At 71.6% G+C, this 26388-nt stretch carries 24 protein-coding genes; 8 read left to right on the top strand and 16 right to left on the bottom strand.

Translation table 11 applies throughout. From position 1 onward, the window contains the following. Window position 1 precedes the first annotated feature (1 nt). Window positions 2–802 (bottom strand): GNAT family N-acetyltransferase, encoded by an 801-nt coding sequence (locus tag AQI94_RS07995; RefSeq protein WP_031038653.1) that lies wholly within the window; start codon window positions 800–802, stop codon window positions 2–4. A 245-nt stretch (window positions 803–1047) separates the two neighbouring features. After that, window positions 1048–1707 carry a GNAT family N-acetyltransferase gene (locus tag AQI94_RS07990; RefSeq protein WP_031038650.1) on the bottom strand — a complete coding sequence of 220 codons (660 nt, stop codon included), beginning with the start codon at window positions 1705–1707 and terminating at the stop codon, window positions 1048–1050. A 241-nt stretch (window positions 1708–1948) separates the two neighbouring features. Here AQI94_RS07990 and lon point away from each other — a divergent pair, with 241 nt between their 5' ends. Next, a complete protein-coding gene (lon, locus tag AQI94_RS07985) occupies window positions 1949–4363 on the top strand; it encodes an endopeptidase La (protein WP_031038647.1) in 2415 nt (804 codons plus the stop codon). Window positions 4364–4437: 74 nt separating this feature from the next. Here the strand turns inward: lon and AQI94_RS07980 are convergent, their stop codons facing one another. Then, window positions 4438–5295, bottom strand: coding sequence for a lysozyme (locus AQI94_RS07980; protein ID WP_031038645.1), 858 nt, complete (start codon window positions 5293–5295; stop codon window positions 4438–4440). Between the two features lie 243 nt (window positions 5296–5538). On the opposite strand from AQI94_RS07980, the gene AQI94_RS07975 reads away from it, so the two are divergent. Continuing rightward, window positions 5539–6033, top strand: coding sequence for a MarR family winged helix-turn-helix transcriptional regulator (locus AQI94_RS07975; protein WP_031038643.1), 495 nt, complete (start codon window positions 5539–5541; stop codon window positions 6031–6033). 1277 nt (window positions 6034–7310) lie between these two features. Here AQI94_RS07975 and AQI94_RS07970 read toward each other — a convergent pair. Beyond that, the gene (locus tag AQI94_RS07970) at window positions 7311–8099 is read right to left on the bottom strand and encodes a protein phosphatase 2C domain-containing protein (protein ID WP_031038640.1); all 789 of its coding nucleotides are present in this window, start codon (window positions 8097–8099) and stop codon (window positions 7311–7313) included. Between the two features lie 372 nt (window positions 8100–8471). Between AQI94_RS07970 and AQI94_RS07965 the strand changes: the two genes are divergently transcribed. The 5 genes from AQI94_RS07965 to AQI94_RS07945 are packed head-to-tail and all read left to right on the top strand — an operon-like array spanning window position 8472 to window position 14015. Then, entirely contained in the window at window positions 8472–11189 is a 2718-nt protein-coding gene (locus tag AQI94_RS07965) for a sensor histidine kinase (protein WP_031038638.1), read from the top strand. Beyond that, window positions 11186–11689 (top strand): roadblock/LC7 domain-containing protein, encoded by a 504-nt coding sequence (locus tag AQI94_RS07960; protein WP_031038636.1) that lies wholly within the window; start codon window positions 11186–11188, stop codon window positions 11687–11689. Before AQI94_RS07965 ends, AQI94_RS07960 begins: the two co-directional genes overlap by 4 nt. After that, complete coding sequence (locus tag AQI94_RS07955; RefSeq protein ID WP_031038634.1) at window positions 11686–12099, top strand: DUF742 domain-containing protein; 414 nt, start codon at window positions 11686–11688, stop codon at window positions 12097–12099. Before AQI94_RS07960 ends, AQI94_RS07955 begins: the two co-directional genes overlap by 4 nt. Beyond that, window positions 12080–12736, top strand: coding sequence for a GTP-binding protein (locus AQI94_RS07950; protein ID WP_031038633.1), 657 nt, complete (start codon window positions 12080–12082; stop codon window positions 12734–12736). Before AQI94_RS07955 ends, AQI94_RS07950 begins: the two co-directional genes overlap by 20 nt. Before the next feature lie 25 nt (window positions 12737–12761). Further along, window positions 12762–14015 (top strand): styrene monooxygenase/indole monooxygenase family protein, encoded by a 1254-nt coding sequence (locus AQI94_RS07945; RefSeq protein WP_031038630.1) that lies wholly within the window; start codon window positions 12762–12764, stop codon window positions 14013–14015. Window positions 14016–14111: 96 nt separating this feature from the next. Here the strand turns inward: AQI94_RS07945 and AQI94_RS07940 are convergent, their stop codons facing one another. From AQI94_RS07940 to AQI94_RS07920, 5 genes are all read right to left on the bottom strand, one after another. After that, complete coding sequence (locus AQI94_RS07940) at window positions 14112–14549, bottom strand: peptidase inhibitor family I36 protein (protein WP_031038628.1); 438 nt, start codon at window positions 14547–14549, stop codon at window positions 14112–14114. 89 nt (window positions 14550–14638) lie between these two features. After that, window positions 14639–15811, bottom strand: coding sequence for a C40 family peptidase (locus AQI94_RS07935; protein ID WP_078902619.1), 1173 nt, complete (start codon window positions 15809–15811; stop codon window positions 14639–14641). Window positions 15812–15914: 103 nt separating this feature from the next. After that, entirely contained in the window at window positions 15915–16199 is a 285-nt protein-coding gene (locus AQI94_RS07930) for a hypothetical protein (RefSeq protein WP_031038622.1), read from the bottom strand. Between the two features lie 10 nt (window positions 16200–16209). Then, a complete protein-coding gene (locus tag AQI94_RS07925; RefSeq protein WP_031038621.1) occupies window positions 16210–16857 on the bottom strand; it encodes a TetR/AcrR family transcriptional regulator in 648 nt (215 codons plus the stop codon). Between the two features lie 129 nt (window positions 16858–16986). After that, the gene (locus AQI94_RS07920) at window positions 16987–17925 is read right to left on the bottom strand and encodes an AurF N-oxygenase family protein (RefSeq protein WP_031038618.1); all 939 of its coding nucleotides are present in this window, start codon (window positions 17923–17925) and stop codon (window positions 16987–16989) included. A 90-nt stretch (window positions 17926–18015) separates the two neighbouring features. On the opposite strand from AQI94_RS07920, the gene AQI94_RS07915 reads away from it, so the two are divergent. After that, window positions 18016–19122, top strand: a complete 1107-nt coding sequence (locus AQI94_RS07915) for a ferritin-like domain-containing protein (protein ID WP_031038616.1) — start codon at window positions 18016–18018, stop codon at window positions 19120–19122. A gap of 13 nt (window positions 19123–19135) precedes the next feature. Here the strand turns inward: AQI94_RS07915 and AQI94_RS07910 are convergent, their stop codons facing one another. From AQI94_RS07910 to AQI94_RS07880, 7 genes are all read right to left on the bottom strand, one after another. Beyond that, window positions 19136–20356 carry an outer membrane protein assembly factor BamB family protein gene (locus AQI94_RS07910; RefSeq protein WP_031038613.1) on the bottom strand — a complete coding sequence of 407 codons (1221 nt, stop codon included), beginning with the start codon at window positions 20354–20356 and terminating at the stop codon, window positions 19136–19138. A gap of 61 nt (window positions 20357–20417) precedes the next feature. Continuing rightward, complete coding sequence (locus AQI94_RS07905; RefSeq protein WP_031038610.1) at window positions 20418–20927, bottom strand: DUF3291 domain-containing protein; 510 nt, start codon at window positions 20925–20927, stop codon at window positions 20418–20420. A gap of 45 nt (window positions 20928–20972) precedes the next feature. Continuing rightward, a complete protein-coding gene (locus AQI94_RS07900; RefSeq protein ID WP_031038609.1) occupies window positions 20973–22436 on the bottom strand; it encodes a peptidoglycan D,D-transpeptidase FtsI family protein in 1464 nt (487 codons plus the stop codon). Window positions 22437–22453: 17 nt separating this feature from the next. Beyond that, complete coding sequence (locus tag AQI94_RS07895) at window positions 22454–23815, bottom strand: FtsW/RodA/SpoVE family cell cycle protein (protein ID WP_031038604.1); 1362 nt, start codon at window positions 23813–23815, stop codon at window positions 22454–22456. A 52-nt stretch (window positions 23816–23867) separates the two neighbouring features. After that, entirely contained in the window at window positions 23868–24272 is a 405-nt protein-coding gene (locus AQI94_RS07890) for an SH3 domain-containing protein (protein ID WP_031038601.1), read from the bottom strand. Between the two features lie 97 nt (window positions 24273–24369). Further along, window positions 24370–25605, bottom strand: a complete 1236-nt coding sequence (locus AQI94_RS07885) for a sensor histidine kinase (RefSeq protein ID WP_031038598.1) — start codon at window positions 25603–25605, stop codon at window positions 24370–24372. After that, window positions 25602–26333 (bottom strand): hypothetical protein, encoded by a 732-nt coding sequence (locus AQI94_RS07880; RefSeq protein ID WP_037941232.1) that lies wholly within the window; start codon window positions 26331–26333, stop codon window positions 25602–25604. The genes AQI94_RS07885 and AQI94_RS07880 overlap by 4 nt, the downstream gene beginning before the upstream one ends. Window positions 26334–26388: the final 55 nt, after the last annotated feature.

The following is a 26388-nucleotide window of genomic DNA, read 5'->3' as shown; positions in this document are numbered from 1 at the left end:
GTCAGGGGGCCGGCGGTGTCCAGACGTACGGCGTGGTGGTGGTCACCGCGTGGAGGCCGAGCCGGCGCAGGATGGGCGCGCTGTCGTCCGACGCGTCCACCTGCAGATAGGTGACGCCCCGGGAGACGGCGAGAGCGGCGCGTACGGCGACCAGGGCACGGTAGATGCCCCTGCCCCGCCACTCGGCCAGTGTGGAACCGCCCCACAGGCTCGCGAACTCCGTGCCCGGGCGGAACGCCAGCCAGGCGGCGCACACCACGTCACCGTCCGCCTCGGCGACGTACACCGCGATGTCGTCCGGCGCGGCGGCGACCCGGCCGATCAGGTCGTCGGCGAGCCAAGTCCAGTCCTGGCCCCACACCGCCGACTCCATCGCGGCGATCCGCCGCATGTCGGCGTCCGCGGTGACCCGGCGCACGGTGACGCCGTCCGGCGGCGCGGGCTCGTGCACGGCCATCTCGGCGGCCCGGCCGACCAGTACCGTCTCCCGCTCCTCGGGCACGAAACCGGCCGCGCCGAGTCGTTCGGTGAGATCGGCCGGGGTGTCGTGGGAGCGGGTCTTCCACTCGACGGCCTCCCCGCGCGCCGCGAAGAAGTCCCGTTGCCGCGCGATGAGTTCGTCGAGCGCGGCGCCCTCCACGCCGAGGTCGCGCGGCCCGCTCACCAGCCCGCGGAACTGCCCGACGATCCGCAACAGCGGTCCGTCCTGCTCGTAGGTCACCCCCGTGGGCGGGGTCGGGGGAGCGCCGCGCATCTGGTCGTCGTAGGCGGAGAGGAGGGGTGCTGTGTCCGTGGTGGTCATGGGTGTTCGTTCCCCTGGTCTTCTCGGTCGTCGTCGCCCCGCGCGCGCGTGGAGGTGCTGATCGTGCCGGGCCGTCGGGAAGACCCTGCGGCCCAGAGCCGGGCCGTCGGGAAGACCCGGTGCCGGCTGGGCGTTGTCCGCCGTAGGGCCGGCGGCGACCAGAGGTATCGGGTCGATCACCGGCGCTATGACAGAGCCCCTGCCGGGGCGCCTGCGGGTTTCGCTCGCGAAACCGCGACGGACGGTCACCCGGCGTCCCGACCCACGAACTTCGCACTGGTGAGCGGAGCGTTCACATGCCAGCCCAGAGCCTCGTACAGGGCCCGCCCCGCCGGAGTTCCGGCGAGGACGCCGGTCTCCGCCCCCGAGGCGGCCGCCTCGGCCTGGAGCGTGTGCATGACGATGCTGCCCAGGCCCATCCGCCGATGGGCGGGCGCCGTCTCGATCTGGTCGAAGACGGCGGTCGCGCCGGTAGGGGCGGTCTGGCCGCGCGCGGCGAGGGAGCCGTCGGGGGCGGTGAGGAGCATGCGCGTGACACCGCCGACGGACCAGACGCGCTTGCGGTAGCCCTCGGGGACGTGCGTACGTCCGCTCTCCGCTCCGGCCAGCGGGACCGTCATCAGGTATCCCGGCTCGGGATCCACCCACCAGCCCTCGCCGAGCCAGCCTCCGACAACCTCCGGGTCGTGGAACACCTTGAGCCACACCCCGGCGCCGGTCACCCCGCCCGCGACCTTGCGCACGAGCTGCTCGTCCACGCCCTCGCCCAGCGCCTCGAAGACATGCCGGGAGACGTGAGCGATCTGCCCCACGTCGACGGTGAACCCCCACGGCTGACGCTCCGGCGGGGCGGCCCCGCGGGACACCACCCAGCCGGTCACCCACGCCTGCACGACTCGGTCCATGACTCCCCCAGCGCTGATCCGGCGATGGCCGCTCGCATTGGCCGCTCGCATTGACCGCTCGCAATGACCGCTTGTAATGACTGTTTACCCAATGTGCCTATTACGCGATGATCATAGATCCGGAACCGTCGATTCCGGCAGTCGTGATCGCCGACAGCGAACAGGCAAGCGGGTGGGGAACATTCGACAGCGCCTGGGCATTGAGTCGGCATAGCTCAACTTGACTGCCGAAGGGGAGATCATGGCTTCGACGTCCACACCGCTCACTCTGCCTGTGCTGCCGCTCGACGACGAGGTCGTGCTGCCCGGAATGGTGGTCCCGCTGGACCTGAACGACGCCGACGTCCGCGCCGCGGTGGAGGCCGCCCAGGCTGCCGCCCGCTCGGAACCCGGAAAGCCGAAGGTCCTCCTGGTCCCGCGCATCGACGGCACGTACGCCGGCACCGGTGTGCTCGGCACCGTCGAGCAGGTCGGCCGGCTGGCCGACGGCGACCCGGGCGCGCTCATCCGCGGCCGGAGCAGGGTGAAGATCGGTGCGGGGACCACCGGCCCGGGCGCCGCCCTGTGGGTCGAGGGGACCACGGTCGACCAGACCGTCCCCGACCCGCTGCCCGGCCACGCGACCGAACTCGTCAAGGAGTACAAGGCACTCGCCACCGCCTGGCTGCGCAAGCGCGGAGCCTGGCAGGTCGTGGACCGGGTGCAGGCCATCGACGACGTGTCCGCCCTCGCCGACAACTCCGGTTACTCGCCCTTCCTGACCACCGAGCAGAAGGTCGAACTGCTGGAGACGGCCGACCCGATCGCCCGCCTCAAGCTCGCCACCCAGCAGCTGCGCGACCACCTCGCCGAGCAGGACGTCGCCGAGACCATCGCGAAGGACGTCCAGGAGGGCGTCGACAAGCAGCAGCGGGAGTTCCTGCTCCGCCGTCAGCTGGAGGCCGTACGCAAGGAACTGCGCGACCTCAACGGCGAGCAGGAGGGTGAGGAGTCCGACGACTACCGCGCCCGCATGGAGGCCGCCGACCTGCCCGAGAAGGTGCGGGAAGCCGCCCTCAAAGAGGTCGACAAGCTGGAGCGGTCCTCCGACCAGTCCCCGGAGGGCTCCTGGATCCGCACCTGGCTGGACACCGTCCTCGAACTGCCGTGGAACGAACGGACCGAGGACGCGTACGACATCCAGGGCGCCAAGGCGATCCTCGACGCCGAGCACGCGGGCCTGGAGGACGTGAAGGAGCGGATCACCGAATACCTGGCGGTGCGCAAGCGCCGCAACGACCGGGGACTCGGGGTCGTCGGCGGCCGCCGCGGCGGTGCCGTGCTCGCCCTCGTAGGGCCTCCAGGGGTCGGAAAGACGAGTCTCGGCGAGAGTGTCGCGCACGCCATGGGCCGCAAGTTCGTCCGCGTCGCCCTCGGCGGTGTGCGCGACGAGGCGGAGATCCGGGGCCACCGGCGGACGTACGTCGGCGCGCTGCCCGGCCGGATCGTGCGGGCGATCAAGGAGGCCGGTTCGATGAACCCGGTCGTCCTGCTCGACGAGATCGACAAGGTGGGCTCCGACTTCCGCGGCGACCCCGCGGCCGCCCTCCTCGAAGTCCTCGACCCGGCGCAGAACCACACCTTCCGCGACCACTACCTGGAGGTCGAACTCGACCTGTCCGACGTGGTGTTCCTCGCGACGGCGAACGTCCTGGAGGCCATCCCGGAGGCCCTGCTCGACCGTATGGAGCTGGTCCGCCTCGACGGCTACACCGAGGACGAGAAGATCGTCATCGCCCGTGACCACCTGCTCCCGCGCCAGCTGGAGCGGGCGGGACTGGCGAAGGACGAGGTCGTCATCGACGAGAGCGCGCTGCGCAAGCTCGCCGGCGAGTACACCCGCGAGGCGGGCGTGCGCACCCTGGAGCGGTCCGTCGCGAGGCTGCTGCGCAAGGTGGCGGCCCAGCACGAACTCGGTGAGCGCGAACTGCCGTTCACGGTCACGGACGAGGAACTGCGCGGTCTGATCGGCCGCCCGCACCACGTGCCCGAGTCGGCGCAGGACCCCGCGGAGCGCCGTACGGCGGTCCCCGGCGTCGCCACCGGACTCGCGGTCACCGGAGCGGGCGGGGACGTGCTCTTCGTCGAGGCGTCGCTGGCCGACCCGGAGACGGGCGCGGCGGGTCTGACGCTGACCGGCCAGCTGGGTGACGTGATGAAGGAGAGCGCGCAGATCGCGCTCAGCTTCCTCCGCTCGCACGGCGCGGAGCTCGAACTGCCGGTGGGCGACCTGAAGGACCGGGGCGTGCACATCCACTTCCCGGCGGGCGCGGTGCCGAAGGACGGTCCGAGCGCGGGCGTCACCATGACGACGGCACTGGCCTCGCTGCTCTCCGGCCGCCTGGTCCGCACGGACGTGGCCATGACCGGTGAGGTCTCGCTGACCGGCCGGGTCCTGCCGATCGGCGGGGTGAAGCAGAAGCTGCTCGCCGCGCACCGCGCCGGGGTGAGCACCGTCATCATCCCCAAGCGCAACGAGGCCGACCTGGACGACGTCCCGGCGGAGGTGCTGGACAAGCTCGACGTCCACGCCGTCACCGACGTCCGCCAGGTCCTGGAGCTGGCGCTGTCCCCGGCCGTCAACGGGGCGGCGCCGGAGGTTCCGGTGGCGGCGTGACGGGCGCTGCCGGATGAAGTGAAGGCCCGGGTTCTCGTGAGGGAGGCCCGGGCCTTCGCCGTACGCGGGGCGGGTCAGCCGTTGGCGAGCGCCTGCACCCGGTCGAGCGCTCCGTCGAAGCGGTCGTGGTCGCCGACGGTCGGGCCGGAGGAGGTGTACTGCCACATGGTGTACGCGCTCCAGCCGGCCGGGAGGGTGCCGGCCGTCGAGGCGTACCGGGCGATCCACAGCGGGTTGGCGGAGGCGAAGCCGCCGTAGTTGCCGGTGCACTGGCTCCACCAGCTGGTGGCGGTGTAGATGACCGCGTGCCGGCCGGTGCGGGCCCTGTACTGGTTCAGGAAGTCGCGGATCCAGGTGACCATCGCGCTCGGCGTCTTGTCGAAGCAGGCGTCGCCGTACGGGTTCCACTCGATGTCGAGCACGCCGGGCAGGGTCCTGCCGTCCTTGGACCAGTCGCCGCCGTGGTCGACGAAGTAGTCGGCCTGCGTGGCGCCGCTCGTGGTGTCCGGGGTGGCGAAGTGGTAGGCCCCGCGGATCATCCCCACGTCGTAGGAACCGGAGTACTGCTGCGCGAAGTAGGGATTGGTGTAGTACGTCCCCTCACTCGCCTTGGTGTACGCCCACCGGACGCCGCTGTTCCACAGGGTCGGCCAGGCGACGTTGCCCTGATAGCTGGCGACGTCGACGCCCTCCGCCCGGGTGGCACGGGTGTCGGCGGGCAGACCGTCCTGGCCGTCATGCGCTACGACGCCCATTCCCATGTGGGCGGAGCCGCGGGCCGGGGTGGCGGTGGTGGTGGCGCCGGCCTCGGGGGCTTCGGCGGCGGAGGCGGGGGCCGTGAGGGATGCGGGGAGCAGGGCGAACGCGGTGAGCAGGAGTCCGACGAGGAAGAGGCGTCGGGGACGTATCGGTCCGGGTCTGCGCACGGGCATGGCGTGCCTCCGAGGGCTCGGTGATGCTCGGTGGGGGAGTGAGGTGGGGGAGTGGAGCGTGTCGTGCGGTGCTGACGTGGGCATGCCAGTCACCGCTCGGTGAGGACTGTGTACGGGGACGACGGGGTGGAGAGGGACCGGAGGCTGCCATTGGTCCAGCCCTGCGAAATACTTACGGAGCTGCGGTGATGTCGCAATTTGGCGGAAACTCCCACGACCGGGAAATTCAAGGCAGGGGCTGACGTGCACGAAGACGGAGACGGCGGCGGTGGCCGGGGCGGGGCCGACGTGGCGCCGAACGGTGTGAACCAGCCCGGATTCCTGGCGCTGGAGCGCGAGTTGACCGTCCTGCTGCGCCGCGCCCGGGCCAACCAGGGGGAGATGGCCCGCGAGGTCCATCCCGACCTGGAGTCGGCGGCTTACGGACTGCTCGTCCGTCTGGATGAATGCGGCCGCCAGCGCGCCACCGAACTGGCCGGCTACATCGGCGTCGGCAAGGCCACGATGTCCCGACAGCTGCGCGCTCTGGAGGACCTGGGCCTGGTCGCCCGTGAACCCGACCCGGCGGACGGCCGTGCCTGGCTGGTGGACCTCACGGAGGAGGGCCGCTCCCGCGTACAGAGGGTCCGCGACGCCCGCCGGGCCCGGTACGCGGGCCGACTGGCGCACTGGAACCCGGACGAGGTCACCGAACTGGCCCGGCTGCTGCACCAGCTGAACCGGGGCATGGAGAAGTAGCCCGCCTCTGCGCCCCGGGCGGGCCCTCGCTGCACCGGTGCGGCGTGATGCCGCGGAGCGGGGCGGCGGGGCGTTGCTTCGGCCGGGCGGGTGGCGGGGCGTGGGTAGGGGTGTGGTGCGGGCAGGTGGGATGTGGCCTGCGGGCGGGTGTCCGGCGTGACTGGGGTGTGGGTGCGGTCGAGTAGACGGGGGATGGGTGCCTGCTCCGGCCGGGTGGTCGTCGTGGTCGTGGCGGGTCGGTTTCGCCGAGTGCGCCGAGGGCGGTGCGCTTCGAGCGGGCGCCTGGCGCGGTGATGGTGGCCGGGGGCGGCGCTGTCGAGCACGCCGGGTCAGAGTCCGTTCCGGACGGCCCTTGTCGTGCCGGTGACCACCGGTCGGTGGTGTCTCGCCTACGGGGCCTTCCGGGCGTAGGTCGTGGTGGGCCAGGTCGCCGCTGAGTGCGCCAGGCGGGCGCTCGCCCTCGCCGAGCTCCCCCGTCGTGCCGATCCCTGGGCGACGCCGTCGACCACATTGCGCGGGCGCGCCTCCCGGTCCCCTTGCCCGTTCACGGCAAGCAGTGATCCGGTAGCCGGGCGGTCCGTGAGCTGGTGTGCGGATCGGTGCGGTCAGGGTGCCCGTGCTGCTCGCCTGGTGGCCGCCTCGCGCCGTTCGGGGACTGTGTCCCTGAGGGTGAGCCGGTGGTTGTTGGGTCCGTGGGCTGGTGTGCTGGTCATTGTCGTCTGGGCGCCGTGCTGCTCGCCCGGTCGTCTCGGGCCGCTGGGGGTCCGTGTTTCCTGGGTGTTCATGGTTCGGAGGGAGCCGCTGGTCGGTGGGTCTGTGGGCTCGCGTGCGGATCGGTGTCGTCCAGGCGCCCGCACCGCTCACCCAATTGCCGTCTCGCGTCGCTCAGGTGGCTGTGTCCGTCGGTGCTCACGGCTCGGCGCGGAGCCCGTGGCTGGTCGGGCCGTGAGTCGTCGTGACTGTTGCCGCGGGCAGGGCAGTCGCTGCAATGGACGTCCACGGCTTGGCCCGAACCGGTCATGGCTGGGCCCCAGCCCATGTGGGGACCGGGCGTGGTCAGGATTCCCGCGGTGCAGCCCCGCCCTCGACGCCGATCCCTCGTGCGGGCCAGGCGTGGTCAGGATGCCCGAGGTGTCGCCCCGCCTCCGGCCCTCAGCCCTTGTGGGGACCGGGCGTGGTCAGGATTCCCGCAGTGCGGCCCCGCACCCGGCGGTCGCCACCCCCCCGTGGGGACCAAGCGGCGTCACGATTCCCGCAGCGCAGCCCCGCCCCCACCCTCACAGCTCCGCGTACACCACCGTCGCGTCATCGTGGAGCTTGCTGCGGCCCAGATGGGTTCGGGGCTCCGCGTCCGCCCGCTCCAGTTCCCGGACGCGGTTCACGAGGGACTGGGCGCCGTTCTTCCGGACGAAGGAGAGGCAGTCCGGCCAGTCGCCCTCGTGGAACTTCTCCACCCACCGGGACGCCCCGTCCGTCAGGGCCAGCAGACCGCGCACCGACGACCGCGGCAGCACGCCCGTCACCGCGCGCCCCGCCACCGACGGATCGGCCGCCGCGGTGAAGAAGCCGCCCTCCTTGTTGCGGAGGCGGCTGTCGATCAGCGCGTCCGTCGCCAGGGAGGCGCGGGGCAACCGGGCGAGGCGGTCGTCCAGCACGGCCGAGACCGTGCCGTCGGACGCCTCCACCAGCAGGGCCGAGTCGGACAGGACCAGGTACTCGACCCGCTCCGGGGACCACCGCGCCATCACCACCGTTGCCTGCGGTGTACGCGGGTGAGAAAGGTCACAACCTTCACCATGTGTCTTTGCTGTGCGCGCGATCGCCATGGCCAGCACCTCGGCCGGCGGAACATCCATGAGCGAAACGGCCAGTTCGGTCAGCGCCCCGCCGAGGCGGGCCGTGAACCAGGGGACGGAATGCAGACAGCCCGTCGGACCGGTGGGCGGCGTGACCCCGTCGAGGGCGACCAGGACGCCGCCCTGTCCGGAAGCGGGGAGCGCGACACTCGCGAAGTCCTCGTTGGGCCGCTGGACATCGCCGGGTTCCGAGACAAGTTCCGTACGCATTCGGCCAGTCTGCACGAGCCCTTCACAAGCTTCGCCAAAGGGTGGCAATGATCGCGGAATTGACGTAGTCGCGCAGGTCAGACGCCAGGTTTGGGAGGGAATGGCTGACTCCGGTCGCGCGTGGTGGCGAATACTGCCATCGGTCTTCGCCGACGTCCAACCGGCCTGCCGCGCAGGGCTCGTGCGCGTGCCGCAGGAACTTGCCCGCCAACTCCCCTCCGGGGTTCACTCCTTCGGGTGGCGGCTCAGGCGATGCGCGACCACCGCCCACCGGCGCTGGGAGGGTCGGGAACCGTACCCCGGTGTGCACACCAGTTGACGGAGCGTCACCCCGGGACCATGGGTATCACGAGTTCAGGAATGCGAGCAGCGGTGCAGAAGACGCGGCCTCGTCGCACAGGCAAGCAGACGGCCTCCGGAACAGGCGCGGAGCACACACCCGCCACGCCCGGCGACCCCGGGACTCCTGTCGGCAAGGGCCGCCCCACCCACGTGCGCACCCGGCTGATTCTCGCCGTCGCCGTCGTGGCCGCCGCGATCGCCGGGGCCGGCGCCCCCTCGCTCGTCTCCGCCTCCGGCGAACTCAACGACTCCCAGGACCTGGTGACGCTCGCCGGGCAGACCCAGGACGCCCTCGACCTCGCCCACGCGCTCGCCGACGAACGCGACGAGGTCACCTCCTACATCGCGGCCGGTCGGCCCCGGTCGAAGGTGCCCGGCGAGCAGTCGAGCGCCCGCGTCGACCGCCAGGCCGAGGAACTGCGCGCCGACAGCGACCTGTCCACGACCCTGCGCGACGACCTCGACGGCATCGCCGCCGTACGGCGTTCGGCGCTCACCGGCAGGACCACCGCGCTCGAGACGCACAACGCCTACTCCGCCGCCATCACCGAACTGCACAACCTCGCCGAGGAACTGGCCGAGAGGATGCCGCCCCGCGCGGGCTCCGGCGCCTACTCCCTCGCCGAGCTGGACTCCGCCGTACAGCAGGCCGCCGCCGCCCGCGGACTGCTGCTCGCGGCGCTCAGCGTGCCGACGAGGACCCAGAGCGTCTACGACCCGATCACCGGCCTGACGAACAGCGAGAAGGTCTCCTCGAAGGCCGATGCCGCGCAGCGTGACGCGCTCAGCGCCGCGGCCCAGCAGGCCCGGCTGCGTTCCGACGCGGCCCTCGCCGACTTCCAGGACTCCGCGCCGGCCGCCGCCAAGGCGCGCTACGACTCCACGGTCACCGGCCCCGAGGTCAATTCCGCCGAGAAGTACCTCGCCGCCCTCACCGACCAGCCCTCTCTCACCGACGGTGAGCTGGGCACCAGCACGGGCAAGCTCGACGCGGCCCTCTCCGCCCGCGTCGACCTCATGCGCGGCGCCGAGTCCGCGCTCTTCGACCGCCGGGTCAAGGAGCTCGCCCAGCTGCGCGACGACGACGTCACCGCACTGGAGCTGCGGGTCGCGATCCTCGGCGCCCTGATGCTGCTGGCCGTGGGCATCGCGACCGGCATGGCCCGCACCCTCACCCGGCCCCTCTCGGTGCTGCGCCGCGGCTCCGCCCGGCTGGCCGGCGCCGAGGACCCCGCCGCCGAGGAAGCCGTCTCCTTCACCGGGCGCAACGACGAGTTCGCCCAGGTCGTCCGCTCCGTCAACGCCCTGCACGCGCACGCCGTCGCGCTCGCCGAGCGGATCACCACCCTGGAGTCCGACCGCAAGCACCTGGTCGGCCAGCGGCAGAGGATGGCGGACGCCCGCGAGCAGCTCAAGAGCGAACTCGCCGACTCCGCAGCCCAGTTGGCCCGGCTGCGCACCACCATCGGGGCCACCTTCGTCAATCTGGCGCTGCGCACCCTCGGCCTCGTCGAGCGGCAACTCGCCGTCATCGAGGGACTGGAGGAACGCGAGCAGGACCCGGAGCGCCTGGCGACCCTGTTCAAGCTCGACCACTTCGCCACGGTCATGCGCCGCCACAGCGAGAACCTCCTCGTCCTGGCCGGCACGGAACACGTGCAGCAGAGCGCCGGGCCGGTCCCGCTCGTCGACGTGGTCCGCGCCGCCGTCAGCGAGATCGAGCGCTACGAGCGCGTCCGTATCGCCGCCCTGCCGCCGCACGCCCACGTGGCGGGCTTCGCCGCGGACGACCTCTCGCATCTGCTGGCCGAACTGATGGAGAACGCCACCTCGTTCTCCCCGCCCGACCTGCCCGTCGAGGTCTCCGGCTGGCTCCTGGAGAGCGGCGAGGTCATGCTCTCCGTCCAGGACGAGGGCATCGGCATGACCGCCGAGCGGATGACCACCCTCAACGCCCGCCTCGCCGAGTTCGATCCCGAGGCCGCCTACGAGTCGTACGACGAGGGCGACGAGGGCCTGGGCCTCGGCCTGTACGTGGTGGGCCGCCTCGCCCACCGGCACGGGGTCCGGGTGCAGCTGCGCGAGCAGAAGCAGGGGGGTGTGGCCGCGGTGGTGGTCCTGCCCAAACCGCTGCTCACCGGCGCGCCCACGTCCGCCGTACCGGCAGCCGACGCCGGCCCGGTCACCGCCGCGACCCACTCCTTCTCCCTGCCCGGCGCGGACGCGGAGGTCAACTCCAACGTCCTGAGCGGCCGTGCGCAGGGTGAGGACGTCCTGGTGGCCCTGGCCGAGAAGGCCGTACGCCACGCGGAGGCGGAGTCCCCCGCCGAGACGACGATGGAACTCCTGGCCCCGATCCCGGCCCAGGACGAGCCCGACGCGGTGCGGCCGGACCCCGTGCCCGACGAGCCGTCGGCACCCGAACCCGCCGCCGACGGCGAGGCCGAGGCCGAACACACCCGCGCCGACGAGGAGCCCGTCACCGACAAGGGCCTCCCCAAGCGCACGCCCAAGATCACCGCGCCCACCGCCCCGGCCCCACGCCGGCGCAACGCGTCCGTGGACGCCGACGCACTCCGCCGCAGGCTCGGCGGCTTCCGCCGGGGGGCGGAGGCCGGCTACCGCGACGTGGAGGCGGAGATCAAGGAACAGACCGGCGAGACCGAACTGCCCACCGCAGAACACCGCACACAACGCACCGCATCCGAAGAAGCCACGGGGGGCACAGCCGAGGAGGCAAGCAGTTGACCGCGCCCAGTACCTTCGGACTGAGTCGTGAAGCCCGCAATCTCCACTTCCTGCTGACCAACCTCGTGGAGGAGGTTCCCGGCGTCCAGTCCGTCGCCGTCGTCTCCTCCGACGGCCTGCTCCTGCTCTCCTCCGACGCCGAGCGGAACGCGGAGGCGCGCGAGGCCCGCGAGGGCAAACCCTCCGGCCCGCGAGGCTCCTCCGCCGACCTCGCGACCATCGTGTCCGGCATCGGCAGCCTCACCCTCGGCGCCGCGAAGCTCATGGACTTCGGCACGACCAAACACACCATGATCGCGATGGACGAGGGCAGCCTGTTCGTGATGTCGATCAGCGACGGTTCGCTGCTCGGTGTGCACGGCTCCGCCACCTGCGACATGAGCGTCGTCGCGTATCACATGGCGCTGTTCGTCGGCCGCGCGGGACACGTCCTGACCCCCGAACTCCGCAGCGAGCTGCGCCAGTCGCTGGAGCACGACGAGACAGGGAGCGCCCGATGACGGACAAGGCGGGCCTCCCGGTCCGCGGCGGCGACCGCAAGGCCGCCCGGGTGCGGCCGTACTCGCTCACCGGCGGCCGGACCCGCTTCGGCCACGTCCTCCTCGTGGAGACCTTCGTGGCGAGCACGGCGGCGCTCGAAGCACCGGAGGAGCGCAAGGAGTTGACCAACGGCTCGCTGCGGTCGGTCATGCCGGAGCTGCGGGCCATCGTCGAACTGTGCCGCCGGATGCGCACGGTGGCCGAGATCGCCGCGCTGCTGAAGATGCCGCTCGGCGTGGTCCGGGTGCTCCTCAGCGACCTCGCGGACCAGGGAAAGATCCGTGTGTACGGCACCGGGACCGGTCACGGTACGGGCCGTCCCGACCGCGCTCTGCTGGAAAGGGTGCTCAGTGGACTCCGTCGTCTCTGACGCCGCCGCCTCCCATGGGTACGGCGTCACCCCGTTCGTCGATGTCGAGACCGACGACGACCTCAGGTCCTGGCAGACGGACCGCACCCGGGCCCCCATCGCCACGAAGATAGTCGTGGCCGGCGGCTTCGGCGTCGGCAAGACCACCCTGGTCGGCACCGTCTCGGAGATCGAGCCCCTCCAGACGGAGGCGCTGATGACCGAGGCCAGCGAGCAGGTCGACGACCTCTCCGGCACCCCGGAGAAGGTCACCACCACCGTGGCCATGGACTACGGCCGCATCACGCTCGACGACGACCTGGTCCTGTACCTGTTCGGCACGCCGGGCCAGGAGCGGTTCTGGTTCATGTGGGACGACCTGGTGCGGGGCGCGATAGGCGCCGTCGTCCTGGCCGACACCCGCCGCCTCAAGGACTCCTTCCCCGCCCTCGACTACTTCGAGAGCTGCGGACTGCCGTACGTCGTCGCGGTCAACCACTTCGACGACAGCGAGCTGTTCGAGCCGGAGGACGTGCGGGAGGCGCTCAGTGTTCCCCGGCGCATACCTGTCATGATCATGGACGCGCGGCGGAAGATCTCGGTCATCGAGACCCTGCTGTCCCTCGTCGGCCACGCGCTGGACGAGACCCCCGAGTAGTCCACCTTTAGGAGCCAGCACCCGCATGCGGAAGATACTCGTCGTCGGAGCCGGCCAGTCCGGCCTCCAGCTCGCCCTCGGCCTCCAGTCGCACGGGTACGAGGTCACCCTGATGTCCAACCGGACGGCGGACGAGATCCGCTCCGGCCGGGTCATGTCGACGCAGTGCATGTTCCACACGGCACTCCAGCACGAGCGCGATCTCCAGCTGAACTTCTGGGAGTCCCAGGCCCCGAAGATCGAAGGGCTCGGCGTCTCGGTGGCGGCCCCCGGCTCGTTCGACCCCGGGCCCTCGCAGCGCGCGATCGACTGGCTGGGCAGGCTCGACGGGTACGCGCAGTCGGTCGACCAGCGCGTGAAGATGGCCGGCTGGATGGAGACGTTCGCGCAGCGCGGGGGCCAGCTCGTCATCCACGGCGCGGCGGTCGGCGACCTGGACTACTTCTCCCGCACCTACGACCTCGTCCTGGTCTCGGCCGGCAAGGGCGAGCTGGTGTCGATGTTCGCCCGCGACCCGGAGCGCTCCCCGTACAGCGAGCCGCAGCGCGCGCTCGCCGTCTCCTACGTCCACGGCCTGGGCCCGCGTCCCGAGCACCCGGACACCGAGGCCGTCCGCTGCAACCTGGTCCCCGGCGTCGGCGAACTGTTCGTCATGCCGACGCTCACCACCTCCGGGCGCGCCGACATCCTGTTCTGGGAGGGCATACCCGGCGGCCCGCTCGACGTCTTCAACGGCGTGAAGGACCCGGCGGAACACCTCTCCCTGACCCTGGAACTCATGGAGAGGTTCCTGCCCTGGGAGTACGCGCGCGCCACGAACGTCGAACTCACGGACGCCGGCGCCACGCTGGCCGGCCGCTACGCGCCCACCGTGCGCAACCCGATAGGCCGCCTGCCCGGTGGGGGACTGGTCCTGGGCGTGGCCGACGTCGTCGTCGCCAACGACCCGATCACCGGGCAGGGCTCCAACTCCGCCTCCAAATGCGCCGCTTCCTATCTCGCGTCGATCCTCGACCAGGGCGAGAAGGAGTTCGACGAGGAGTGGATGCGGGCGACGTTCGAGCGCTACTGGGCCACCGCCCAGCACGTCACCAAGTGGACGAACGCCATGCTCGCGCCGCCGCCGGAGCACATCCTGAACCTGATCGGGGCGGCCGGACAGCTGCAGCCGGTGGCGGACCGTTTCGCCAACGGCTTCGACGACCCGGCCGACTTCGAGAACTTCTTCTACGACCCGGCCAAGGCGGAAGCCTTCGTGGCCTCGGCGGCCGGGGCCTGACCTGTCCCAGCGGTGACCTGTCGTTCCTCCGCCTGCCGCGGCCGGCGGAGGAACGACAGTGCCGTCCTCATCGCGAGCGGGCGATCCGGCCCGGTCTCACCGGACGATGCCCTGGGTGACATGCGTGGTTCCGCTGCACAGCCCGTCGTCGTTCCAGATGCGGACGGCGTCGACGTCATTGGCCCATGTGCCCTTGCCGCTCAGCGCGTAGTCCCCGAGGTTCACCCGAGTGTTCGCCGGGACGCAGAGATAGCGGCTGCCGGACGAACGGGTGTCGATCAGCCAGACCGCGTCGTCGTTGCGTGTGTTGACGACGGAATCCGCCTTGTCCTTCCGGCCGTCCGGAAGGGACTGCGGGTAGGTGTCCTTGTACTGCACGAGTTTGCTGCCGTTGTAATAAGCGCCGTTGTACAGGCAGACATACGGATAGGGACAGTCGCGGTAGGGCGACGCCTGAGCGGGAGCGGCGAGCGTTGCCGTCAACGCGATCGCGGTGCCCGCCAGGGCCAAGGTGTTCGCCAGGAGTTTGCGCATGGACGTTTCCCCCTGTTGTGGTGTGAGTCGTCCAGGTTTCCCCAGGACGTCTCGCTACGTCCACGGTCGGCCGGTCGGCGCTCGGTGCATCACCGTGGAGCCTGTCCGTCGTTCACTCCGTCCCTGCCGCCCGGGACCTGGCCTGTGCGCCCTGCCGCGGCGGCGACTCCCGTGCTAGGCGGCCGGCGCCGGTCGCGCGGATCCCCCGGTTCCTTCGAGTCGGGTTCATCCGGACGTACGGCGCCCAGGAGCGGGTGGGACGCGATCGGGGAGACTTTGATCCGCTCGCCCGTTCTCGGGGCCTCGATGACCTCGCCGTTCCCGACGTACAGCGCCACATGCGTGGCCTCGGGGAAGTACAGGACCAGGTCGCCCGGGCGCAGGTCCGTCAGCGGGATCCTCGGCAGCCGGGCCCACTGTTCCTGGCTGGTCCTCGGGATCGGGGTGCCGGCGTGCGCCCAGGCCTCGGACGTCAGGCCCGAGCAGTCGTACGTCCGCGGGCCCTCCGCGCCCCACTCGTACGGCTTCCCCAGCTGCCCTCGGGCGTACCGCAGGGCCCTGTCGCCCTCCTTCGACGGCTTGCGGGCACCCTCGCCCAGGGCGCCGGACGTCGTCAGCTCCCGCTGTGCCTTCTCGACGCCCTTCTCCTCGAACTCCGCCAGGCCGGTGAGCTGTTCGGCGGTGAGGGAGGCGAGCAGTTCCTCCACTCCGGCGAGCTTCCTCCGTACGGCGTCCCGGTCCTTCTGCTGCCGGGCGGCGAGCGTGAGCCGGTCGTCGAGTGCCTTGCGCGCCCTGCGGGCCAGTTCGTCGGCGCGATGCTCGGTGCCGGTCAGACGGCCCACGGTCTGCGCCCGGTCCTGCGCCAACTGGCCGATGACATGGCCCTGTTCGAGAGCGTGCTGGGGGTCGCGGGCGAGCAGGAGGCGGACGTACGGCGAGATGTCGGTGCTGTTCTGGTACTGCTGGCGGGCCAGCCGCCCCGCGGCACCCCGGCTGTCGTGCAGCGAGAGCCGGGCCTTGGAGAGGGCGGCGTCCAGGCGGCTCACCTCGGCGCGCTTCGCCTTCAGCTTCTCCGCGGTGGCGTTGTAGGTCTCGGTGGCCTCCTCGGCCTCCCGGTACAGCCGCTGAAGGTCCGTCAGCAGCTCGGCGACGGAACGCTCACCCGGTCGCGGCTCGGGCGCGGCCGCCGCGGGCAGCGGTGCGAGGACGGTACCGGCCGCCACCGCCGCCGTACACACCAGACGCAGAAGCCTTCCTGACACGTCATCACCTCCTGTGCGGAGCAGCCCCTCTGTTCCGCACGGCGAGCATCAGGCGGCTTCGGCTTTCCCGCGCGCCGGGTGTGGGCGGTTCGGAGCAACCTCGTCACCCGTCGGTGGCAGCCGGCTTGTCGGGCTTGGACCACGGCCACTTCAGCCGGTCGCTCGCCCTGCCCTCCGGGTCGTACGTGTACTTCCACCCCTTCGGGATCCCCAGCCTGGTGTGACCCCGGGGCTCCCGGCGGTAGACCAGCACACCGGCCGGGCCGCCGGCCGCGTCGGGGACGGGGATGCGGTACGTCTTCGGCGGATGCCCGGTCGGTCCCAGCAGGACGGGCAGTACCCGGCCGTCCATGGGGCCGCCCTCGAAGGGGGTGTCTTCGCTCTTCACGACACCAGTGTCAGCCATCCGCCGCGAGGGCCGTGACCAGCGCGGCGGTCTGCGGATCACGGTTCGCGGTCACCGAGAGCACGGCGACGAACTGCTCGACCAGCCAGTCGCGCAGCTCCTCGACCGGCGGCTGCTTGCTCTCGTCGAGCCAGATCAGCGAGGCCGCCTCGACCGCGGTGATCCACATCCGTACGGTCATGCGCAGCCGCAGCCCCGGGTCGCTGACGCCGAGATGGCTGAGGATGTGCCCGGCAGCGGCCCGGCGTACGCCGTCGACGATGGCGGTGGTCCGGGACGTCCCGACGACACTGCCGCCCTGGAGCAGGGCGCTGAAGCCGGCGTCGTGCTCGTCGACGAAGGCGAGGTAGCGGTCGAGGGCGCGGGAGAGGCGGACGAGGAGCGGTCCGTCCCGGGGTTCGTCGAAGCACTGCTCCAGTTCGTCGGCGGCGGACCGGAGCGCTGCCTCGTACAGCTGCTGCTTGCCGCCGGGGAAGTACCGGTAGACCAGGGGGCGGGAGACTCCGGCCGCCTCCGCCACGTCGTCGAGGGAGACGTCCTCGGGGGCGCGGTGCGCGAAGAGGCCGAGGGCGGCCTCGAGAAGCTGACTGCGCCGCTCCTCGACGCCGAGTCTGCGGTAGGCGGGCGCGGATGGGGTCATGCCTCGAAGGGTAGTCGGCCGTCCGCGGGTCCGTTGTGGCTGGTCGCGCACTTCCCGCCGCCCCCAGCTGTACCCACCTGGGGGCGCGGGGAACTGCGCGACCAGCCCCCACCGGCCCGCACCCGACCATCAGGCCAGCAGCCCCGATGACCTCCACAACCGACGCCCGACACCCCGAAGTACTCCGATGTCGTCCAAGAAGTCGGTCAACCTCTTCGCGCCGGTCTGCATGACCTCCCGCCGGTGCCCGCTCGCCTTCACCTGCGCGAGAGCCTCCCGCTGGTCCAGCCCCACATTCGTGTACACGTCCGGATTCACGAACGCCACGGAGAACACCCGCGCGAACTCACCGGAGGTGACCCGCGTGAACTCCTGCGACCACCGCGGAGCGGAGACCATCTGCCGCCGCAGCTCCTCCCGGGCGTAGCGGACGTGCCGCGCCTCCTCCACCACATGGATCCGTGTCACGCCCCGGATCAACGGCTGCACGCGCTCGTCCGGGAAGGTCAGCCGCTGCATCCAGTCGAGGATCTCCTCGCCGAGCAGCGTGGCCGTGAAGGAGCCCGGGGTCGTGGAGATCGTCTTGAACAGCCGACCGAGCTGCTGATGGGCCCGGCTCACCGGATACCAGGGCGTGTCGCCCCGGGTGATCAGCCGCGCGAACATCTTCGAGTGCCGGCACTCGTCCTCGATCTCGGTGAGCGCGTACCGCACATGTGCGCTCGTGGCCGCCTTGTCGTAGATGTGACGGCACAGCAGCTGCATGAGGATGATCTCGAACCAGATGCCCAGCGAGGCCAGCGCCGCGGCCTCGTGCCGGGAGAGCAGGATCCGCTGCTCCTCGCTCATCCGCCGCCACATCGGGGTGTCGTACAGCGACACCAGCTCCGGCGGCCAGAACCACAGGCCCTCCTCGAAGGGCGCGTCCCAGTCCAGTTCCTTGTCCGGATCGAAGGAGTGCTTCGCGGAGGAGTCGAGCAGCCGCTCGGCGACCTGCTCCCGGTCCTTGAGCACGCCGAGGGCGTCACGCAGCCCTTCGAGCGCGTCGACATCTGTCAGACTCGTCATGGCTCTTATGAGACTGCCTGTCAGCAAGACCGTCAATCCCTTGCGCATGACTTGTTGACCCGGCGTCTACAAAGGGGCAGCCTGCGGAACATGCCGACTCTCGACCTGTACACCACGGATCCCGGAGACCCCCACTGGCAGGTACCGGCGACGGGCAAGGCCCGTTTCAGCTGGGAGTACGACGACGGTCGCGACCGCCTCCTCGCCCTGTACCAGAAGGGCAAGGACAAGCAGTGGGACGGCCAGAAGCGCATCGACTGGGACCTCGAAGTCGATCCCCACGACCCCCTGGGCACCCCCGACGAGTCCATCTCCGTCCACGGCACCAAGTACTGGGCCAAGTTCACCGACAAGGACAAGGGTGAACTCCGCCGGCACCTCGCCTCCTGGCAGTTCAGCCAGTTCCTGCACGGCGAGCAGGGCGCGATGGTGTGCGCCGCGCGGATCGTGGAGTCGGTGCCCGACCTCGACGCCAAGCTCTACTCGGCGACCCAGGTGATGGACGAGGCGCGGCACGCGGAGATCTACGGCCGCTTCCTGCACGAGAAGATCGGGATGCTGTACCCGATCAACGACAACCTGCGGTCCCTGCTGGGCGACACGCTGAGCGACGCCCGCTGGGACATGCCCTACCTCGGCATGCAGGTCCTCATCGAGGGCCTCGCGCTGGCCGCCTTCGGCATGATCCGCGACACCACCGACAAACCGCTGCCGAAGCAGATCCTCGCCTACGTCATGCAGGACGAGGCCCGCCACGTGGCCTTCGGGCGGATGGCCCTGCGGGACTACTACCGGCAACTCTCCGACGCCGAACTGCGCGAGCGCGAGGAGTTCGTCATCGAGGGCTGCCACCTCATGCGCGACCGCCTGCGCGGGGTCGAGGTCCTGGAGAACTTCGGCATCCCGAAGACGGAGGCCGAGGAGTACGCCGAGCGGTCCGAGTTCCTGGCTCTCTTCCGCCGGTTGCTGTTCTCCCGGATCGTCCCCTGCGTCAAGGACATCGGCCTGTGGGGCAAACGCCTCCAGCAGGCCTACGTCGACATGGGCGTCTTCGAGATGGGCGACTCCAGCCTCGACCTCCTCATGGCCCAGGACGAGGAGATCGCCGAGAAACTGGACGCGGAACGCTTCGCGGCCGAGGAGCGGGAGCGGGTGGCGGAGGTGCGGGAGACGATCGAGCGGGGGGCACGCGAGTGAGGCGGGCCGCCGGTCAGCGCCAGTCGTAGGCCTTGACCGGCGGGGCGAACGGCGCGCTCCGTCTGCTGACCCAGAGCAGACGGTCGCCGTGCAGATGCATCGCGTACGGCTCGTCCTGCGTCACCCGCAGCCGGCGCCGGGCCACTTCACGGCCGTCCACCGGGTCGAGGACCCGCACCTCGCACCCCCACTCGACGCGATCCTCGGTCTCGTCCTTGTGGTGCCGCAGGGTGACGACATGGCCCCGGTGGAAGGCCAGCGCGTCGATGTCCCAGGTGTTCTCCCGTGTCCACAGGTGCCGTCCGGTCGGCAGCGAGAAACCGGCGAGACGGCTCAGATGCTGGTAAGTGGGCGAGTCGACGAAGGCCACCAGGGTGTCCCCGGCGCGGATCGTCCAGGGCTGCCCGTGGTCGAGTCGCCAGGGCGCGTGCGGCACGAACCTCGCGCCGTCGTCGGCCGACGCGAACTCGGGGACGGTGTTCCCCTCCGCGTCCAGCCTCAACAGGCAGTCGGCGCCGCGCCGGCCCTCGCCCTCCACGGCGACCAGCAGCGGGTCGGCGCAGACCAGACGCACCGCCGCGACGGGACCGTCGACGGCCGGCGACCTCTTCCAGAGCACCCGGCCGTCGGCGACCGAGACCGCCCTGACGGCGGCGGTCCCCTCGTGCCGCGTGACCACGACGAGCCGCTCGCCCGCGGCCCCGATCCATACGTCGTGGTCACGGCTGTGCTGTGTCACCCAGACCTGGCGGCCGGTACGCAGGTCCAGGGCGACGACCGCCGTTCCCGTGGCGACCATCGCCAGCCCCCCGGACAGGGCGACGGTGCCGGGCCGGAGCCCGGAGCCGGGGTGCCACAGCTCGTCGAGGCTGCGCGGGACCGACCACCGCGTCTCGCCGGACGTCATGTCGAGGGCCGTGACGTGGGCCTGCCGCTGCCCGCCGTGGACGTCCGGCCAGTGGGCCAGCAGGCCGACGCCGTCGACCACCTCGTCGGTCATGGCCGCCAGAACGTCACGGCCGGGCACTTCCCAGGCCCAGCGCTCCCGGCCGGTCCCGGACTCGAAGGCCCGCAGCCGGTCGAAGGCGGCCCTGACGACGAGCCCCTCATGGAGCAGGCTCCCCAGCGCCTCAGTGTCGGCCCGCCCGGTGTGCCGGGCCTCCCACACCGGCTTCAGCTTCCGCCACCGCCGCCTGGGAAGCCACACCGACTCCGGTGCCCTGTCCTCGTACACGCGTCCCCACCCCGAAGAACCACCCGAAGAACCGATACCGGGGGAAGCGTAAGCGCACGGTCTAGGCCGGGCAGCCCAGATCGTCCGGGATCTCCAGAGCGGTGACCGGCTCCGCGCCCTGCGCCGGGTAGGGCGTGCGGAGCGTGAAGGCGTACGGTGTCGGGCCGTTGGCGCGCAGGTGCAGCAACCGGGACTCCGCCTCGGCGACCGTGGGGCGGTGGCCGGCCGGGACCCACCACAGGGCCACCATCGCCTCCTGGACCCGCTCGAAGAACTCCCTGCGGCGGGCCAGCATCGCGCGGTGCCGGCCCTGGTACATGTACGCCGTGAGCGCGTCGGCGTCCCGCCACACCGACATGTTGATGATCAGCCACTCGTCGCCGAAGACGGCGATGTCGGTCGCGTCGCCGGAGTCGCCCTCCAGCCGCCAGACGAAACCGTCGGCGGCGTCCGCGTCGGCGTTCACGGGATCGAGGTTGTCGACGAAGTCCTTCAGCTGCGCGGAGTCCAGCGGGGCTCTGAGACGGCCGATGTTCACCTGGGCGAGTTGGTACGCGGCTGCTTCACTCATGGACCGAACGGTAGGTCGGTCGCCCGGCGGGCCTCAACCCCTGTCTCACTCCTTGGAGTTGAGCACCGCCTTCATCACCGCCCGCGCGATCGGCGCCGCCACCCCGCCCCCGGTGATGTCCCCCCGGACCGCCGACGCGTCCTCCACCACCACGGCCACCGCGACCTCGGGCTGCACGTCCCGCTCACCCTGCGCCCACGCCACGAACCAGGCGTACGGCATTCCGGCGTTGCCGATGCCGTGCTGCGCGGTGCCGGTCTTGCCGCCGACGATCGCGCCCGGGATGGCCGCGTTGGTGCCGGTGCCCTCGGTCACCACCTGGGTCATGAGCTCCTTCAGGGCGGCGGCCGTGGCCGGGGACATCGCCTGCCGTTCCGGACGCGGGCCCGCCGTGTCCACGATGCTTCCCCCGGCCGTGGTGGTCCGCTCCACCAGATACGGCGTGCGGATCTTCCCGCCGTCGGCGACGGCCGCCGAGACCATGGCCATCTGGAGCGGGGTCGCGCGGGTGTTGTACTGGCCGATCGACGACAGGGCCAGCTGCGCCCTGTCGACGCTCGGGTCGAAGGTGCTGCGGGCCACAGAGAAGGGGATCCGCAGCGCGTCGTCGTTGAAGCCGAAGGCGCGCGCGGTGGCCGTCATGTCCCGCACCCCCACGTCCACCCCGAGCTTCGCGAACACCGTGTTGCACGACCACCGGAACGCCTCCCGCAGGGACAGGTCCTCACAGCCGTCGGACTCGTTGCTGAGCGAGGTGGTGGTGCCGGGCAGGGTGTACGGCGCCGGCGAGTCGGTCGGCGCGTCCAGGTCCCTGATCACCCCCGAGTCCAGCGCGGCCGCCGCGGTGACCACCTTGAACGTCGAGCCCGGCGGATAGGTCTGCCGCGCCGCCCGGTTGAGCATCGGCTTGTCCGGGTTGGCGTTGAGCCACGTCCAGGAGCGGCCCACGCCGGAGCTGTTGCCCGACAGCACCCCCGGGTCGTACGACGGCGAGGACACCAGCGCGAGAACGCGTCCGGTCGCCGGTTCCAGGGCCGCCACCGCGCCCTTGCGCCCGGCGAGCCCACGGTAGGCCGCCCGCTGCGCGGCCTCGTCGAGCGTGGTGACGACGTCTCCGCCCGGGTTGCGTCTCCTGGTGAAGTCGTTCCACAGCGGGAACGGCGTCAGCATCGGGTCCGAGCCGGACAGCACCGGGTCCTCGGTGTGCTCCAGCAGGGTCGTGCCGTACTCCTGCGAGGCGAAGCCGGTCACCGGCGCGTACAACGGGCCGTCCCGGTACGTCCGTTCGTAGCGCAGCTGCTCCCCGGTGTCCCGGGACCCGGTGACCGGCCGCCCGCCGACCAGGATGTCGCCGCGCTCGCGGCCGTAACGGGCGATGTTCTCGCGGCGGTTGGCCGGGTTCGTGTCGTGGGTGTGGGCCTGGAAGACCTGGACGCGGGTGGCGTTGACGAGGAGTGCCATGAGCAGCAGGGCGCAGAAGCAGGCGGCGTGCCGGATGTAGCGGGTCATGCCGGGGCCTCGTGTCGTCACGGGGTCTCCTTGTCGTCGTACGGGCCGCGGGCCGAGTCGCTCACCCTGATCAGCAGGGCGACGATCGCCCAGTTGGTGACGACCGACGAGCCGCCCTGCGCGAGGAACGGCATCGCCATGCCGGTGAGCGGGATCAGGCCGCCGACCCCGCCCGCGATCACGAACACCTGGAGCGCGACGATCGAGGCGAGGCCGATCGCCAGGAGCCGTCCGAAGGGGTCGCGCAGGGCGAGGCCCGCCCGGTAGCCGCGCTCCACGAGCAGGGCGTACAGCAGGAAGATCGCGGACAGGCCGGCCAGGCCCAGTTCCTCTCCGGCCGTCGCCAGGATGAAGTCGGACTTCGCGGCGAAGCCGATCAGGACGGAGTGGCCGAGTCCCAGTCCGGTGCCGAGGACCCCGCCCGCCGCGAAGGCGAACAAGGACTGCGCGAGCTGGTTCGGCCCCTGGCCCGCCTCGATCGACGCGAACGGATGGAGCCAGTCCTCCACCCTGGTGTGCACGTGCGGTTCCAGCCAGCCCACGGCGAAGGCGCCGACGGCGGCCAGCAGCAGGCCCAGCGCGATCCAGCCGGTGAGCCCGGTGGCGACGTAGAGCAGGACCACGAACAGCCCGAAGAACAGCAGCGAGGTGCCGAGGTCCCGCTCCAGGACCAGGACCCCGACGCTGATCAGCCAGATGGCGAGGAGGGGACCGAGGACCCGCCCGGTGGGCAGTTGCAGGCCCCAGAAGCGTCGGCCCGTGTACGCCAGCGCGTTCCGGTTGGTAGCGAGGTACGCGGCGAAGAACACCGCCAGCAGCACCTTGGCGAACTCGCCCGGCTGGATGGAGAACCCGGCGATCCTGATCCAGATCCGGGCGCCGTTCACGGCGGGGAAGAGGATCGGGAGGGTCAGCAGGGCGAGCGCGGCGGCGACACAGACGTAGGCGTACCGCTGGAGCACGCGGTGGTCGCGCAGCATCAGGACGACCACGATGAACAGGGCCACCCCGACCGTCGACCACACGAGCTGGGTGGGGGCCGCGCGGTCGCCGGGTGTCTCCAGGTCGAGCCGGTAGATCAGCACCAGGCCCAGGCCGTTGAGCAGCACGCCGATGGGCAGCAGGAGCGGATCGGCCGCCCGCGCCCGCAGCCGCACCGCCAGATGGGCGAGGAGCGCGAGCACACCGAGCCCGGCGCCGTAACCGGCGGCGCCGGGCGGGACGGTGCCGTTTCTGGCGAGGCCGACAGCGCAGTAGCCGTACACCGACAGCAGGACGGCGAGGACGATGAGAGCCAGTTCGATGCCACGGCGATGGGGCAGGCGTACCGCGCGAGCGGAGGTGTCCGCGGGGGCCACGGTGGTTCCGGCCTTGGTCATGTCCGGAACTTACCCAAATCGGACGTGATGTCTGCCTAGCCCGCGCGGGATGTCAGCACCAGCGTGGCGTGGTCCCGGTGGTCCGGATGTACCGGGCCGAACCCCAGGCCCAGGTGCCGTCCGTGAGGAGGTACCACTGGCGGTTTCCCTGGATGTTCTGGCCGTTGGTCCTGCAGAAGATGGAGACGACCTCGCCCCGTTCGGCCCATCGGATGATCTGCCCGCCCCGGTTCGGCGCGCTGCGCAGCGCCAGCGAACTGGCCGTCACCACACCCCGGTACAGGCGTGGGTGCTGACCCTGACCCTGACTCTGACCCTGACCCTGGTTCTGGTGGTTTCCCGAGGCGCTCGGGGAGTCACTGCCCCACTCGTCGCCGGCGACGGCCGGCGTGGCGAGGGCGGTGACGGCGAGGGCGCAGGCGGCGACGGCTATGGGGAGACGGGAGCGCAGGGACATGGGGGGACCTCCGTGAGGGGGGTGCGAACCTGACTGTTCGCCACGTTAGGAGGCGGGCGGACCGGTCGCCCTTTCAGATGGGCCATAGGAGAAGGACCTACCGCAACGTCAGAGTCGCGACCGCCCCGCCGTCGTCCGCGTTGGAGAACGAGAGCCGCGCTCCCAGCACCTCCGCCTGCCCCACCGCGATGGTCAGCCCCAGCCCGTGCCCCCGGGCCCCGCCCTCCGTACGGAAGCGCTGCGGCCCGTGCGAGACGAGGTACTCCGGAAAGCCGTCCCCGTGGTCCCGAACGCGCACCTCCGCCCCGTCGACCGTCACCGACACCGGCCCCCGGCCGTGCCGGTGCGCGTTGGCCACCAGATTCCCCAGCACCCGCTCCAGCCGCCGCCGGTCCGTCTCCACGGCGAGATCCCGTACGACGACGACCTCGGTGTCGGTCCCGGAGGCCCGCACCACCCGCTCGGCCACCGCGGCCAGGCGCTCCGTGTCCAGCTCCACCGTCTCCCGGCCCGTGTCCAGCCGCGAGATCTCCAGCAGGTCCTCCGTCAGCGTCCGCAAGGCGGCCACCCGGTCCCGCACCAGCTCGGTCGGCCGGCCCGGCGGCAACAGCTCGGCCGCCGCGTGCAGCCCCGTCAACGGCGTCCGCAACTCGTGCGCCACATCCGCGGTGAACCGCTGCTCGCTCAGCAGCTTCCCCTGCAGGGACCCCGCCATGGAGTCCAGCGCGGCGGCCACCGCGGCCACCTCGTCCTGCGGCCGCGACGCGTCCTTCGTACGGGGATCGTCGACCCGCGCGTCGAGGTCGCCCGCGGTGATCCGCCGGGCCACCCGCGCGGTCGTGTGCAGCCGTTTCGTCACCCGGGTGACCGCGAACGCCCCCACCAGCAGCGTCGCCGTGATCGCCAGCGCCGAGGACCACAGGATCGCCCGGTCCAGGCCCGCGATCGTCCGCGCGCCCTGCGAGTAGTCGACCTCCACGGCCAGCGCCCGGTTGCCGTCCACCGGCCCCGCCGCCCACATGGCGGGGCGACCGCGGTGCGCACCGACCATCGTGCCGCGGTCCCCGGCCACCGCGAGGGCCCGCAGCGACTCCGGCAGGTCCGGCGGATCCACGCCCGCGTCCCACTCCAGGGTGTCCCCGGCCTCGTACGCCGCGGTCGCCTCCCGCAGCCGGCTCAGCGCCAGGTCACGGGCCTCGCCCACGGTCTGGTTCGTCACCGAGACATGCACGAGGACACCGAGCAGCGCGGCCAGCGCGCAGCACATCACGGTGATGAACACGGCGGCCTTCACGGCCAGCGTGCCGGACCAGCGGGGCAGGGCGAGTCTCATCGCGAGCTCGCGGACGAGCGGGGCGCCGGGCGCGGCGCGTCCCCGAGGGCACGGCTGCCGGTGCGCAGCATCTCGTCGTGGGTGAGCAGCATCGACTTCTGCTGCGGGTCCCAGGTCCACTGGAGGCGGTATTCGTATCCGGCCACCTCGGACGGCGAACGGATGATCACCGACCGCCCGGCCAGCTCGACCCCGCTGACCGCGTCCTCCCAGTGCATGACCCGCACGAGCCTGTGCATCTCCACGGTGTAGACCCGTACCGCGGTGACATTGCCGGGCAGCTGCCGGAAACCCAGCGTCAGGTCCTTGTGCCCGTCACCGGTCAGGTCGCGGTAGTACGGCCGCAGGACCGGGCACCGCTCGCCCGCCGCCCCCGGCTTCCCGCAGTCGGCCATCCGGCGGGCCGTCTCGACGTACCCCCCTTTGGAGTAGCTGCCGGGCTCCGCCTTGATCTCGGCGCGTACGAGCGCGACCGGGTCCACCGCGCGCAGGTCGTCGCCCGGCACGGAGACGCCGGCCACGACCTCCGAGTCCACCTCGCCGATCTCGAAGGCCGGGCTGGAGGCGGGCGTCAGCCGCGGCCACAGCCGGTCGGGGCTGATCGCGGTCGGTGTGGAGCCCGCGCCCACCAGGTCGCCCGCGTCCCCGCAGCCCGCCGCGGCCGAGAGCAGCAGGGCGACGGCGGCTGCGGCGCGGGCCGTACGGGGGACGCGGCGGGCGGGTGGCACTGTGCTCCTGGGGTCGGGGCCGATCGGGGTGTCGGCCCCGTACACATTATTCGTA

This window comes from Streptomyces pseudovenezuelae (assembly GCF_001513955.1).
Taxonomy (GTDB): Bacteria; Actinomycetota; Actinomycetes; order Streptomycetales; family Streptomycetaceae; genus Streptomyces; species Streptomyces pseudovenezuelae.
This window is presented reverse-complemented; position numbering and strand designations above follow the sequence as displayed.